At 64.6% G+C, this 14,375-nt stretch carries 13 protein-coding genes; all 13 read left to right on the top strand.

The window, feature by feature from the left end:
- Positions 1-147: 147 nt before the first annotated feature.
- The 13 genes from ACFOW7_RS15505 (at position 148) to ACFOW7_RS15445 (ending at position 14,364) form a co-directional block, all read left to right on the top strand.
- The gene (locus ACFOW7_RS15505; protein ID WP_378165908.1) at positions 148-3,120 is read left to right on the top strand and encodes an RHS repeat-associated core domain-containing protein; all 2,973 of its coding nucleotides are present in this window, start codon (positions 148-150) and stop codon (positions 3,118-3,120) included.
- A gap of 9 nt (positions 3,121-3,129) precedes the next feature.
- Positions 3,130-4,050, top strand: a complete 921-nt coding sequence (locus ACFOW7_RS15500) for a hypothetical protein (protein ID WP_378165906.1) — start codon at positions 3,130-3,132, stop codon at positions 4,048-4,050.
- A gap of 349 nt (positions 4,051-4,399) precedes the next feature.
- A complete protein-coding gene (locus ACFOW7_RS15495; RefSeq protein ID WP_378165904.1) occupies positions 4,400-4,684 on the top strand; it encodes a hypothetical protein in 285 nt (94 codons plus the stop codon).
- A 311-nt stretch (positions 4,685-4,995) separates the two neighbouring features.
- Positions 4,996-7,008 (top strand): DNA topoisomerase III, encoded by a 2,013-nt coding sequence (locus ACFOW7_RS15490; RefSeq protein ID WP_378165902.1) that lies wholly within the window; start codon positions 4,996-4,998, stop codon positions 7,006-7,008.
- Positions 7,009-7,767: 759 nt separating this feature from the next.
- Entirely contained in the window at positions 7,768-8,160 is a 393-nt protein-coding gene (locus ACFOW7_RS15485; protein ID WP_378165900.1) for a hypothetical protein, read from the top strand.
- Positions 8,161-8,343: 183 nt separating this feature from the next.
- Positions 8,344-9,063, top strand: a complete 720-nt coding sequence (locus ACFOW7_RS15480; protein WP_378165898.1) for a DUF5983 family protein — start codon at positions 8,344-8,346, stop codon at positions 9,061-9,063.
- Between the two features lie 227 nt (positions 9,064-9,290).
- Complete coding sequence (locus ACFOW7_RS15475) at positions 9,291-10,118, top strand: DUF932 domain-containing protein (RefSeq protein ID WP_378165896.1); 828 nt, start codon at positions 9,291-9,293, stop codon at positions 10,116-10,118.
- Positions 10,119-10,491: 373 nt separating this feature from the next.
- Positions 10,492-11,037, top strand: coding sequence for an STY4534 family ICE replication protein (locus ACFOW7_RS15470; protein ID WP_378165894.1), 546 nt, complete (start codon positions 10,492-10,494; stop codon positions 11,035-11,037).
- Positions 11,038-11,127: 90 nt separating this feature from the next.
- Positions 11,128-11,733 (top strand): DUF3275 family protein, encoded by a 606-nt coding sequence (locus tag ACFOW7_RS15465; RefSeq protein WP_378165892.1) that lies wholly within the window; start codon positions 11,128-11,130, stop codon positions 11,731-11,733.
- Positions 11,734-11,801: 68 nt separating this feature from the next.
- Positions 11,802-12,065, top strand: coding sequence for a hypothetical protein (locus tag ACFOW7_RS15460; protein WP_378165890.1), 264 nt, complete (start codon positions 11,802-11,804; stop codon positions 12,063-12,065).
- Positions 12,066-12,137: 72 nt separating this feature from the next.
- A complete protein-coding gene (locus tag ACFOW7_RS15455; protein ID WP_378165888.1) occupies positions 12,138-12,785 on the top strand; it encodes a hypothetical protein in 648 nt (215 codons plus the stop codon).
- Between the two features lie 61 nt (positions 12,786-12,846).
- A complete protein-coding gene (locus ACFOW7_RS15450) occupies positions 12,847-13,956 on the top strand; it encodes a DUF6094 domain-containing protein (protein WP_378165886.1) in 1,110 nt (369 codons plus the stop codon).
- A gap of 87 nt (positions 13,957-14,043) precedes the next feature.
- Positions 14,044-14,364, top strand: coding sequence for a hypothetical protein (locus ACFOW7_RS15445; protein WP_378165884.1), 321 nt, complete (start codon positions 14,044-14,046; stop codon positions 14,362-14,364).
- The last annotated feature ends 11 nt before the right edge of the window (positions 14,365-14,375 follow it).

Raw genomic sequence — 14,375 nt, 5'->3', positions numbered from 1 at the left:
CTCAGTAGGGACACACATCGGACACGGCCAGGGCCTCGCGCCTCGGCCGTGCGCGCTTGCGCTGCGAGAACGCGCGCAGACGCGACACAGCAATACCGACGTGGCCGGCAAATACCGCCGGCGAGCCACCATGGGGAAATCGACGTGATGCACCAGAACCGACGCCTGCGCGCCATAGGCCGACTCGCGACCCTCGCCCTTGCCCTGCTCGCCCCACTGTCCGCGTTCGCCGCAGAGAGCCTGTCGCGTGACCAGAGCGCCGCCACGGCGGCAGTTGCACCGAAGGCCGGCGCGGTCGTACGCACGGCTGCCGACGGCAGCCAGGCCGTCGACCTGACGACGCGCTACACGCGCGACCGCAACGGCAACATCACCCGCACCGACTACCCGGACGGCAGTTTCCGGACCACGGACTACAGCCCGACGCAGAAGCCGGTGAAGGAGTGCGACGCGCTGTTGCACTGCGTGGAGCGCGTCTACAACCTCCGCGACCTGGAGTCGGAGGTGCGTTATGCCGATGGGTCGCGTGCCACGACCGAGTACGACGGCAACGGCAACATCATCGCCAAGACCGATCGCGCCGGCCGCCGGACGCAGTTCATCTACGACAAGGCGAACCGCCGCACCCAGGTCGTGCTGCCCGACGCCACGCCGGCCAGCGACGACGACAACCCGCGTCGGGTCACCACCTACGACCGGGCCGGCCAGATCGTCGGCGAGACCAACGAACGCGGCAAGCGCACCAACTTCGGCTATGACCTCGCCGGCCGGGTCGTCACGATCATCGACCCGCTGAGCCACACGACCCGCCACGAGTACGACACGAGCGGCCGACGCACTGCGACGATCGATCCGAACGGCCACCGCGTCGAGTTCGTCACCGACGGCGTCGGCAACATCACCGAGACGAAGTACCAGGGCGGCAGCTCGATCAAGGTCGAGTACGACGCGGTGCGCCGGCCCATCGCGCGGACGGACCAGGACGGTCGCCGCGTCACGTTCCGCTACGACAAACTCGGCCGCCTGGTCCAGTCGACCAGCGGACGTGAAACGGTCGCCGCGACGAGTTACGCGTTCGATGCACGCGGCAACCTCATCACGCAGACCGACGCTGAGGACCGGTCGACGCGCTGGGTCTACGACTACGGCAATCGCCCCATCAAGCGCACGCTGCCGTCGGGCAACTTCGAGACGATGCAGTACGACATCGTCGGCCGCTTGGTCGCGCGGACGGACTTCAACGGTGCGACCACGCGTTACGGTTTCGACGCGGTCGACCGTCGGACCTCGATCGACTACCCGAACGACCCCGACGTCACGATCGAGTACCTGCGCGGCGACACCGTGCCGGTCAAGATCACCGACGGCAATGGCACGACGACCATCGGCTATGGTCCGCGCGGCGAAGTGCTCGGCATTGAGTACCCGCACGGCGAATCGATCGCGTACGAATATGACGCCGCAGGAAACCGCGTCGAGCTGATCTCGGCGTTCCAGCACCTGCGGTTCGTGTACGACGACATGAACCGCCTGGCCACGGTCACAGACGACCATGGGACGACGCGCTATGAGTACGACGGCGTCGGCAACCGCACGGCGATCGTCCGGCCGAACGGCGTCCGCTCGGACTACGGCTATGACGTACAGAACCGGCTGGTCAGCCTCACGCACAAGACGGCGGCGGGCGAGCTGCTGTTCGGCGTCACCTATTCGCTGACGCCGGCCGGCAAGCGCCGGATCGCGCAGGAGCGCGACGCATCGGGGATCGCGCGAACCGTCACCTACACCTACGACGACCACGATCGGCTGATCGGCGAAGCCGTCGAGGCCCGCGACGCGACTCGCAACCGGACGCTGGCCTGGACCTACGACAAGGTCGGCAACCGCAAGACCGAGACCGTCACCGTGCGCGGCGTGGCCATCACGACGGCCTACGACTACGACGCGAACGATCGCCTGGTCAGCGAGACGACCGGCGGCTACGTCACCCGCTACACCTACGACGCCAACGGCAACACGCTGACCCAGGACGGCCCCGACGGCCGCGTCGAATACGCCTACGACGACGCCGACCGCCTGGTCGAGATGCGGGCCGGCGGAGCGCGGCATACCTACCAGTATGACGCTGACGGACTGCGCATCGGCCAGACCTACCACCCGGCCAGCGGCCCGACGGTCTCGACCTTCTACCTGCTCGACAAGAGCGGCGAGTACGCGCAGGTCATCGAGGAGCACACGCAGGAGGGCACGGGACCGCGCCGGCTATCGGCGATTCACACCTTCGGCGACGACCCGATTGCGCAGACGCGCAATGGCCTGACGCAGTACCTGCTTGCGGACGGGATGGGCTCGACCCGGTTGCTGACCGATGCGGCCGGCGCCGTGACCGACACGTTCGTATTCGACGCGTTCGGCAACGAGCTGGAACGGACGGGCACCACGACCGTCACCCACCTGTATCGCGGCGAGCAGTACGACCCGGCGCTGGCGTTCTACTACCTGCGCGCCCGCTACTACGACCCGTCGACGGGGCGCTTCCCGACGATGGACAGCTTTGCCGGGTTCGCGATGGACCCGCCGTCGCTGCACAAGTACGCCTACGCGCACGCCGACCCGGTCAACAAGCTCGATCCCAGCGGGCACATGACGCTGCAGGAGCTGGGACAGACGCTCAACACGGCGGCCCGGCAGGTGATGTCCAGTACGGGCAATTTCCGTATCGTGTTCGAGAAGACGGGGTGCCTGCTGATCGAGAACGTGATCGAGCAGCAGATCACGAATGGAATCTACGTCTTCTTGGACGCCAAAGCAGACGGCAAGCCGTACGTCGGCCAGACGAAGAACGACTTGGACGAGCGGATGAAGCAACATTCGCGCGATGGCAAGAGACTCGTTGGCGCCATCATCTCGAAACTCAAAGTCGGAATCAGGAACGCAGATGACACCGTAGGTAATGCAGGAAAGGATGAGCTGCAACTGATCGAACAGCTCATTTACGACTTCCTTGTTGGCGAAGAGGGGAAGCCCTCGATGTCAAACGATAATTACCCGCTCAGTCCGGACCGCCCATCGAAAGCAACGCTTCGCAAGCGGCTCGCCGATATCAAGCTCTGCAAATAAGAGGTCTTCATGGCTCAAGGTCACAACATCAATTCCGAGAAGGCGTTCATTGCGGGTCGCTGGACCGATGACATCCGGGATGCGCTTCTGCAGTATCAGCCGTCGCGCATGGAGCTTTCGGGGGACTGGTCTGATCTCTCGATGTTCGCCGGCGCCGTCGACAGCATTCAAGGACTCAAGATTTCGGGCTCTCTTGAAAGAGGTGAAATTAAGGCCCTTGGCGGAATAGAAGTTTTCTCATCGCTCAGACGGCTTTCGCTTGTCTCCAAGGTCAAGTCTGGACTCCATCCGCTTCCGCTGCCACTCCTCGAATCGCTGGATGCGAAGTGGCAAAAGGGACTCATGGATACCATCGACCAACTCCCGCGTCTGCGGACGTTGGTGATCGGCGGGTACGCTGGCGAGTCATTGAGCGCTCTTCCAAACAAATCGACGATTGAATATCTGTGGCTTTCCAACCCTGCGATTGCTTCCATGAACGGCATTGCGGCATTCTCCGCATTGAACGAACTCCGGGTTACTGATGCGAAGAAGCTGACGAGCTTAAGCGGAATCGAAGCAACGCGCATTAAAAAGCTAGATATCGAAGGCGCCCGGCAGCTCATCGACCTGCTGCCGATTGGTAGTGCGCAGACGTTGGAATGGATACGCTTGCTTTTCATCAGCGAGCAAGCGAACACGGCGCAGCTGTACGAATTGCAGAACCTCCGCTCGCTACATATTGGCGGAAAGGGCGTGCCGTTGATCGACTGGTTCGCCGCGATGTTGATGCCGCGCATCGAAGCTGTTTTCGGCTGGTGGGATCCTTCGTTGATTTCGGAAGAAGCCATCCGCAGCGCCGTGCGGCCAGGGCGCTGCATTACCAAATTCGAACACCTCAGCCAAGCGAAAGTGCGACCTCTCGACATAGCGCTCGCGGATGTCGGCTAACGGACGGCAAGCCCTACGTCGGCCGAGCGAAGAACGCGATCAACGACCGCATTCGGGACCACGCTCGAGTTGCGGCGCGCTCCGGTGGTGCGATCATTGCGAAGTTCAAGGTGGTAGGCGACAAGGAAGAACTGCAACTCATTGAACGGCTGATCTACGGCCGCGAGCACGAGGTCGGCCTCGCCCGACGCGGGTAATTAGTACGCACGGCACAGCACATTGCGCCGGCTCAAGCTGTGAGAGCGAGCGGAGCGATGCTAGCCTGCCTCTACCACTCGATCCACGGATAACAGAAGTACGATTGGCCGTCTTGTGGCAGCGCGCGCGCATGCGTTGGAAATCCGAAGTATTGCTCACCCTGCTCCCTGCCGTCCTCTGGCTAGTGCCAGCAACCGCGTGGTGGTTCGCCTTTCGCGGCATGCAGAATCTCGATCCGCTTGCTGCTTCGCTACAAGACCTGCTTTTGCTCAGGTACGTCGTCATCTGCTTCGTGATCGCCTTCCCGATGTGGTCGCTGTATATGGGCGGTGCTTTGCTGCGTACGCCAATCACCAACGACGCGGAGGGGCATGGCACGCTAGCCGACCGCATTGCCGATACGTGTGCTAAGCGCTCCCGTTGTCTGGGCGTATAGCCGCCTTGACGTTGCTCATGACATGGGCAATGAGCTGACGTAGCCAGCCCCAGCCTGATCCATCCGTTCGTATAGAGCAGAAACGATCCGTGATAGTCCTGTAAGCGTGCGAGGAAAGCGGCTGCACCAGCCCATTGCCGCTTTCAGTGCAACAGCGGGGATTGGCAGTCGTCGAGCTGCGCCAATGCCGGGGCCTAACGCTGTGCGCCGCGTTCGCGGCAGGCACGATGCCGCGTTGTTTGCTGTCGTGGTGGCGCCCGATGGGAATGCTGATCGTTGTCTGAAACGATCATGCACACCCGGGAGGCGATATGCGCGTGTTCCTGTGCGAGAAGCCATCGCAGGGCAAGGACATCGCCCGCGTGCTCGGCGCGGCACAACGCGGCACCGGCTGCTACCGCGGCGTCGGAATCGTGGTGACCTGGTGCATCGGCCACTTGGTGGAGGCCGTGCCGCCGGAAGCCTACAGTGAACAGTATCGGCGCTGGTCTCTGGCGCAGCTACCGATTATTCCTGAGTACTGGCGCGTCGAACCCAAGGCCGCGACGGCTGCGCAGTTCAAGATCGTCCAGCAGCTCGTCGGCCAAGCCACCGAACTAGTGATCGCCACGGACGCAGATCGTGAGGGCGAAATGATTGCCCGTGAGATCGTCGACTGGTGCAGCTACCGCGGTCCGATCCAGCGACTGTGGCTGTCGGCGCTCAACGACGCGTCGATCCGCGCTGCACTCGCTGCGCTGAAAACTTCGTCCGTGACGTTGCCGATGTACCACGCGGCGCTCGCGCGTTCGCGCGCCGACTGGTTGATCGGCATGAATTTGAGCCGGCTGTTCACGCTGCTCGGGCGCAAGGCCGGTTACCCCGGCGTGCTCTCGGTCGGACGCGTGCAGACGCCGACGCTACGCCTGGTGGTGGATCGCGATCGCGAGATCGCGCGCTTCGTCGCCGTGCCGTACTGGGCCATCGATGTCGTGCTGTCGCAGGCTGGCCAATCGTTCACGGCCAGCTGGGTTCCTCCCGAAGGCAGCACCGATCCCGAAGGGCGGTGTCTGCAGCAGGTCGTGGCGCAGCAGGCGGCTGATCGCCTGCGCACGATGCCAGGCGCCCAGGTACGGTCGGTCGAGACCGAGCGCCTGCGCGAGGTGGCGCCGCTGCCGTTCGACCTGAGCACGCTGCAGGAAGTCTGCTCGCGCCAACTCGGTCTCGATGTGCAGGAAACACTCGACATCGCGCAGTCGCTGTATGAAACGCACAAGGCGACCACCTACCCACGCTCGGACACGGGCTACTTGCCGGAGAGCATGCTGACGGAGGTGCCGACCGTACTCGATGCGCTGCTCGTCACCGATCCCAGCCTGCGGCCGTTGCTGGGGCAACTCGATCGGACACAGCGCTCGCGTGCCTGGAACGACGAGAAAGTCACGGCGCATCACGGCATCATTCCCACGCTCGAACCCGTGCGGCTCTCCGCGATGTCGGAGAAGGAGCGCGCGGTGTACGACCTGATTCGCGCGCACTACCTGGCGCAGTTTCTGCCGCACCACGAGTTCGACCGGACAACGGCCATGCTGGACGCTGCGGGCCAATCGCTGCAGGCGAGCGGCAAACACGTCGTGGTGGTGGGCTGGCGCGCGGTGCTCGACGAGGCGCCCGATGCCGCTGCCGACGAGCCGGTCGCGCGTAGCCAGAGGCTGCCGTCGCTCGCGAGCGGCATGCGATGCGCGGTCGAGCAGGTCGAACTGAAGGCGCTGAAGACGCTGCCGCCCAAACCCTATACCCAGGGCACGCTGGTCAAGGCCATGAAGGGCGTCGCCCAGCTCGTCACCGATCCGCGATTGCGGCAGAAGCTCAAGGACACGACCGGTATCGGCACCGAAGCCACGCGTGCCAGCATCATCACCGGCCTGATCGGCCGCGGCTATCTGGTGAAGAAGGGCCGCGCCCTCCGCGCATCGGAAGCGGCTTGCACGCTCATCGATGCGGTGCCCGCGGCCATTGCCGATCCGGGTACCACGGCCGTCTGGGAGCAGGCGCTCGATATGATCGAAACCGGGCAGATGACACTCGACACTTTCCTCGCCAGGCAGTCGGCGTGGGTCACGCAGCTCGTTGCGCAGTACCGCGACGCGACGCTTGCCCTGGCGCTTCCGCCCGGCCCGAACTGTCCGCAGTGCGGCGCGCCGATGCGCCAGCGCCGCGGCAAGCAGGGCGCGTTCTGGTCGTGTCCCCGCTATCCGGACTGTCGCGGCACCCAGCCGGTCGACACCCCCGCTGACCGTCGCCCGGCACCGCAGAAGCGCCGCCCGGCGTCCAAGGCGTCCTGACGTCATTCTCGCTGGCCACCGGCCGCGACCCGCTCCCGCGCAGCGGGAGTCCCAGCACGCATCGTCTTCACCACCGTGTGCGCGTCCACGAGCCAAGCGGCCTCGGGACGAGAAGGCCCTTGTTCCGCGAATCGCGCTGATCGCCGTTCCCGCTGATCGACACCTCTCCCGCCGATCGCGAGCGGTTTCCGGATGCCTTGCGCTGGGCGAGCCATCCGGAGACCGCTCCGGTCGACGGTATTCAATGCCGGTGCCCGCCGGCGAAACACTGGGCGCCGTTTGTGTGTGGATACACGCCTATGAATGTCGGCTCCCGCCACGACACGAGCCGAGTGCGACTGCTGACCCACGGCGTTGACGACGGCCGCCGGGCGACAGCCACAGGTGGCATGGCTCTTCTCCAGCCGAAGGCCTGCGGGCCTTCGGCATCCTGATCTCGTCCGGCTCGTCATTTGACCTCGACTCGCTCGCCGCGCCGCGCACCGGAATGCGGGGGACGCGAAGTGCCTTTTCGCGCGCGACGGTCTGTCGTGCCGCTCGCATGCTGAGCCCATGTCTCGCTGACGTCGTCAGCAGCATGCCCAGGCAGCTCCGGTCGTCAGTGCTGCGCGCCGTGTTGGCGTGACCGACCGTCCGCACCGCATCGATCAGCGGACGAGCGCCTATCGCGCCGATGCCTCCTCTCCTCGCTGCCCGCGCCGCGCCCACCTCGACCTGGCAGCACGTCCCCATCCCTGTCTTCAGCCGACGGAGTCAACCATGAACCAGGCACTACCCCAGGAAGCCATCGATCTGTTCGTGCTGGAGCAACAGCACTTTGCCACGGCCCCGCAACGGTTTTTCGCGGCGTGGAAACGCGGCGTCCAGCTCGCCGGTCCCGAATGGTTCGGCGACGGCACGCAAGAAGGTCTGCTGCACGCGACGAGCAAGGGGGAGCTGCGACCCAATGTTCTGCTGCTCAACGATGCGTTGGGTGTGCTGAGCCGCGGTCAACGCCTCTTTCTCTCGGCGATGGTGAGCTTCTACAACGCCCGCGAAGGCGGCGCGATGCTCAAGCGCTGTGGCTTTGCTGGTCTTTCTGATCTGAGCGGCCTCGATCTCGCGCGTCGTCGCGTGATCGCTGACCTGCTGTTGCACCACGAAGGCTGGTGAACGCTCGCATGCCGGCACGCAATCCCCGCTTTCTCCACCCATGCCCGGTGATCCGGGCATGTCCTTTTGTACCGGCTCAACGATCGACCCCGTTGCGGGCGCATCGTCGAAGCCATTTTTCAACCTGCTGGGGAGGCAATCCCGGCAAGGGAATCGCCCCAGCACGCTCGCTGGAGAACGCCCATGTCCTCACCGCTCATCAACCCGTTCATCCGGGGCTTTAGCGACCTGTCCGTCCAGCGACTGGTCGCCATCGATTACGAAGCCGATTGTCCGCTCGCCTACCGGCCGCTCCATCCGTCACAAGCACATCTGAAGGACGGCGACATCGATCGCTTTCCCTGCACCTTCTGCGAGGACTTCGCGCTGATCACGGAAGGTCAAACCGTGCCCGATGAACTCGATGCCCGCTGTTCGGGTGTCGGCACCGTCCGCGCGGTGGTCTACGCGATCATGGCCAAGCAGATGGACCAGCCACGGCATGTGGGGGATCTGTACGCCGCCGACGCCGCACGCGCAGTGGTGGAACGGCTCCGGTTCCAGACGGGTGTCTACAGCCGCTGCTTCGAGATCAGCAGCACGCACCTCACGATCGAGGCCAACGAGTTTCTCGCCCAACTCGCCGATATCGGCACGCCGCTCCACTTCCTGTTCGTTGCCTTTCGCATTCCGGATAGCTGGGCAATCGGCGTCAAGTTGCTCGACACCCCCTGGTCCGATGCCAACCTGCAGTCACTCGTCGGCATCACTCTCGCCGACATGCGCCGCTTGATGCAACGGCAAGGGATGCCCGACTCGCTGATCGACGTGATCGTGCTCGCTGCAACGGCCGATGTGCGCATGCTGGTGTTTGATGCCAATGCGCCGGTGCTCGATGGCTTGCCGATCTACCACGCCGACTGAGCTGTCGCCTGCCTCGCCCACAGCGCATCGCACGCTGCCGTTGTGGGACGGGCCTCGGCGCAGGAACCGCCCGACGCCATCGTTCTGGTCCGCCTAATCCTGACCCTTGCGGGGCCGCGTATGCCCCGCGATGGGGCGCGCGTCTCCGCGACCGCTGTTTTTCCCCCGCACCCCATCCATGCCGGCCACGCCGTCGTGGTGGTGTGCCTTTTCTCAAGGAGACGTCCATGCTTCTCGCTTCTCGTTTTGGGGCTCGATCGAGCGCCCTGCGTTCCGACGCCCCGTTATCCGACGACCAGATTCACCGTGTCGCCCCCGCCATCTTTGCCGAGGCGGCCCATGGGAGCCGATCGGCGCGGTACAGCTACATTCCCACAGGCTCGGTGTTGCACCGGCTGCGAGAGGAGGGCTTCGAGCCCTTCTTCGTCTGTCAGAGTCGGGTACGACGGCCTGATCGCCATGACTTCACGAAGCACATGATCCGTCTGCGTCATGCCAGCCAGATCAATGGGACGGAAGCCAACGAAATCATTCTGCTGAACTCGCACGACGGCACGAGCAGCTATCAGATGCTCGCGGGCCTGTTTCGCTTCGTTTGTCAGAATGGCCTGGTCTTTGGCGACCCCGTGGCCGACGTGCGCGTCCCGCACAAGGGCGACGTGGTTGGACGAGTGATCGAAGGCGCGTACTCGGTGCTCGATTCGTTCGACCGCGTGGCACAGTCTCGCGATGCGATGCGCGATGTCGCGCTCGACCAGCGTGAGGCGGAAGTGTTCGCGAGCGCGGCGCTCGAACTCAAGTATGACCTCACCGATCACCCCGCGCCTGTGACGGCGTTGCAGTTGTTGCAGCCGCGGCGCTGGGATGACGACCAGGCGGATCTCTGGTCGACCTTCAACCGGGTCCAGGAACATCTCGTCAAGGGCGGTCTCGATGGCCGCAGTGTCCATGGCCGCCGGCAAACCACGCGACCGGTTCATGGCATCGACCAGAATGTGCGACTCAATCGCGCGCTCTGGCTGCTGGCCGAACGCATGCATCAACTGAAAACGTAGCCAGCCATAGGACCATGCCTACCCGGGCATGGTCCTTTTTCTTTGAGAGCAGCATCGTCGGCTCGCATGGACAGACGCACGGGTAAACAAAAACCGGCGAGCGGTGGATTCCCATTCGCCGTCGAGCAGGGACGCCTGTCGTGCGACGCTCGGGCTGCATTGCGCTGACTTCGGTCAGCACCCAGGTAGCCACGATCTTCAAGGCTACGACGCAGCGTTGCTGCGTTGATCGGTCCCGTTCGCACCGGCATCCATGCGCGAACGTCCATCGGTTCCGATGGCGATGCCCACACGCTGTTTCCTCCACCCATGCGGGGTGCCACACCTCCCGCCAGGGCCAGGTGTCTCTCCGCACCACTTCGGGAGATTCACCATGTCCGACTCGACCGACAAGACCTATTTCGATCTGCACACCACAGGCATCGGTTTTCTCAATCGCATCCGCGAAGTGAAACCCAAGAAGGGCGAGGCGTTCCTCGCCTGCGACATCGCCGCACTCACGGGCGCGAGCGATGACGTCGCCTATGTGCGCTTCGATACCCGCGTGACGGGCAAGGAAGCACAGCATCTCGTTCGTCGCTGCATCCAGGCCGTGGACGCCCAGAAGAAGGTCCTGATCGGCTTTCGACTCGGCGACCTGTGGACGGACCTCTTCGTGCACACCAAGGGCAAGCACGCCGGTGAACCCGGTGTCAGCCTCAAGGCGCGTCTCCTGTTCATCAGCTTCATCAAGGTGGACGGCAAGCCGGTCTACAAGGCCGAGCCCAGGACGCCCTCGCACGAGGACGACACGGGTGCTGCGAACGTGGCTGCCGCCGCGACGCAGGCCTTGCCGCCGGCAACCACGACGCCACCTGGTGTGGAGACCGTCGACGATGCGCCGGCCGAGTCGTTCTCGGCCACGGCCGAGTCCTTCTGATCCGTTGGTTCCGCAGTCTCATCCTCGCGTGCAGCGCTGCGATTCTCGATCGGCAGCGCTCGTGCGGCCATTTTTCAGTAGGAGTTCCCCATGATTGCCGTCCAAGGCCAACTGGCCATCAAAACGATTCATGGTCGCAACGGCGACTTCAAGGTGGGCCGTCTGGCCACGTCGATCGGCGAGTTCGTGGTCAAGAACCCCGAGCTCGAGCAATACGACGAGGGCAAGTACGACGGTGACTTCCTGATCGCCGAGATTCGTCCGTCGACCTACAACGCCAATGGCCGCATGGTCATCGAAATCCGCGCGCATCTGGGCGGCATGACGCTCTCGAAGGCCGATGCGCTGAGTCGCGACGAAGCACGCAGCCTGAGTCCACAGGAAGTCGATCCACTCGACGAAGAGCAGGCGGCCACCTCCACAGTGCCCGTCCCGGCACCGCAGCCGACACCGCGCAACGCGCGGGATCCGCTGGTCGACACCACGCCGTTTGGCAGTGAACCGACGGCGGCGACGGAGGCCGCCACGGCCGCCGACGATGCCGACTTGTTCGGGTCTCTCTGGCCGCTGGCCGACGTCTTCAAGCTCGACGCGACCGCTGACCGTCGCCTCCTGCGTCAGCAGCGTGATCGGCTCCATGACCTGGGCTACCGATTGGATTGGTCGACCCAGCAGTGGACCCGCATCGGCGCCTGAGCGCCTCGGGTCATCCCGCTCGTTGCCGGCGGCTTCCCACCGCAGCACGCCGGCTTTTCAGGAGTCACATGATGGACGCCGTCCTATCCTCGCTCTCCGAACCGCTGCTGCAACTCGTCGAAGATCAGTTGTCCCACAATGACGACGCGAGCGACGGCGAATTGCACGCCTACTTTGTCGAGCATGGCTTGAGCGACGCGCAGGCGCGCCAGGCCCTGACCTATCGCATGCTCTACTGGTGCCGCATCTATCGGGAAGGCTTCACGCCGATCCGCAAAGGCTGCGACGCGCTTCACTACAACCCGCATACACGGCAATTCGAATCTGACTGAGCCGTCTTTATCCACCCGATGGGGCACCCGCCCCGTCGGGCAGGGTGTCCCGCCTTTTCTGAGGACATCCCCATGTTCGCTTCCGCTACTTCCCCGGTGCTGTATCGCATCGACGAATGTCCCGATCTGATGGTCGACGGCTGTGTCGGCGACGACCGCGGCAATCTGGTGTTCCTGTCTGTCTGGGCACGCGATACCGCGATTCAGGAGTTCCTGGCGCGGCTGACGCTCGCCGAGGACGAGCGCGGTCTGGATCAACTCCATCTCGTGCTCGACGGGGGCTCCCTGCCGCTCGCCATGGGTCACGTTGACCAGTTGGAAAAGCGCAGCACACGCGCCTATCGGCGCACGCTGTTCGGCGCCCTGGTGAACCTCTGGCTGTTCGATCGGCGTTGCGTGAAGCCCGACAAGGCCAACGCGAGTGCGCTCGCACTGTTGCCCCGCGATGCCCCACATCGGCTCGACCGGCTGTGGACGCTGGTGTGCGACACCTGTCCGCTGCCACTGCTCGATCACTGGCGCGAGCCGGTGCTGTCCCTGTTGCAGCGCCAGGCCATGCTGACACCGCTGCCCCTCGCACTTGGGCCGCTCGAAGGCTTTCGGCTCGCAATCGATGTGCCGGCCCTGACGCGGGCCTTGGGCACGCTGATTCGTCACGGCACGCTGACGGCGTCGCCCGTCAGCACGCTCCCGGCCACACCGGTATGTCTCGCAGCCTGACCGTCCCCCAGGCGTGCGCCGCCGCGCACGCCTCTGCTTCCTTCCTTCTCAGGAGCCCGCCATGGCACTCATGTTTCCGCGCCTCGCGCGCAATTTTGTGAAGAACGGCTATTTCCCCACTGACGAGCCGACCCTGGCGCGGGCGCTCTCGGCGCTCGCACCGGCCGCGGGGCCGATGTGCCTCCTCGATCCCTGTGCGGGCGAAGGGGTGGCCATCGCCGAAGTCGCCCACGCGCTCGGGCGCGAGCGCGTCAACGCATTCGCCGTCGAGTACGACGCCGAGCGTGCACGCCATGCCCGGCAGCTGGTCGATCACTGCCTCCACGGCGACTTGATGGATACGCTGATCTCGCGCCAGGCCTTTGGCCTGCTCTGGCTCAATCCGCCTTACGGCGACTTGCCGAAGGACCTCAACGGCAACCTCGGCTACCAGGGCCAGGGTCGCGCGCGGCTGGAGAAGCTGTTCTATCAGCGCACGCTGCCGCTGTTGCAGTACGACGGCGTGTTGATCTTCATCGTGCCGTCCCACGTGCTCGACGCCGAACTGGTCGGCTGGCTGACACGACACTTCACGGACCTGCGCGTCTACCGGGCGGTGGAGACGCAGTTCAAACAGGTGGTGATCTTCGGACGGCGGGTTCGTCATCGGGACGCCGCCGCGGAATCCGCGAAAGCGATCCGCAACTTGCTGCTGCAGATTGGTCAAGGCGAGCGGGAGGCCGAGGTGCTGCCCGAGGCGTGGCCATTCGAGCCGTATACCGTCCCCGCGAGTGTCAGCGCACCGGAGCACTTCTATCGCGTGACGATGGAGCCCGAGCAGTTTGCCGAGGAAGTCGGCCGACTGGACGGTCTCTGGTCCGCGTTCGAGACGCACCTGGGTGCTGCACAACAGTCACTGCGGCCGCCGGCACGAGCCTTGTCGCCGTGGCATCTGGCGCTCGCGCTCGCCGCCGGGGCGATTGCCGGCGTCGTGCAGTCGAAGACCGGCCGCGTATTGGTCGTCAAGGGCGACACGCACAAGGAGAAGACCTTGCAGACGGAATACACCGAGCGCGATGACGGTTCGGTGGCCGAGACCCGCATCCTCACCGACAAGTTTGTGCCAGTCATTCGCGCCTGGGATCTGACACCCGGCTCCGCAACGCTCGGCCAGGTGCTGACGATCCGCTGACGACTGTTCCACGACGGCTTGCCGTCGCCACCCACCGGGGCCCGTTCCCCGCTGGGGTCGTGGCCCTGCAACCCGAGGACTACCACGATGACCCCCACCAATCGCGGCCTTCCGCGACGTTTGTTTCCCACCGGCGCCCTGGTCTTCAGCACGGGTGTCGCGCGACTGATTGACGAAGGCCGACTCGACCCGATGCCGTACTTCCAACGTCACCGACGCGGTGACTGGGGCGACGTGTCGGACATCCAGTGGCTGGAGAACAGCGGTGCACTCGCGTCGGGCGGCTATCTCGATTCGACCTATGTGGTCACGCGCGAGCTGACGATTCGCATCTTCACCGAAGCCGACCGCTGCGCGACCTATATCGCGCTGCCGACGGAGCCGTTCTCGATCACGCCAATTCGCTGACGGCACCACGG

Origin of the sequence: Chitinimonas lacunae (assembly GCF_042650885.1) — a bacterium.
Classification (GTDB): Bacteria; Pseudomonadota; Gammaproteobacteria; order Burkholderiales; family Chitinimonadaceae; genus Chitinimonas_A; species Chitinimonas_A lacunae.
This window is presented reverse-complemented; position numbering and strand designations above follow the sequence as displayed.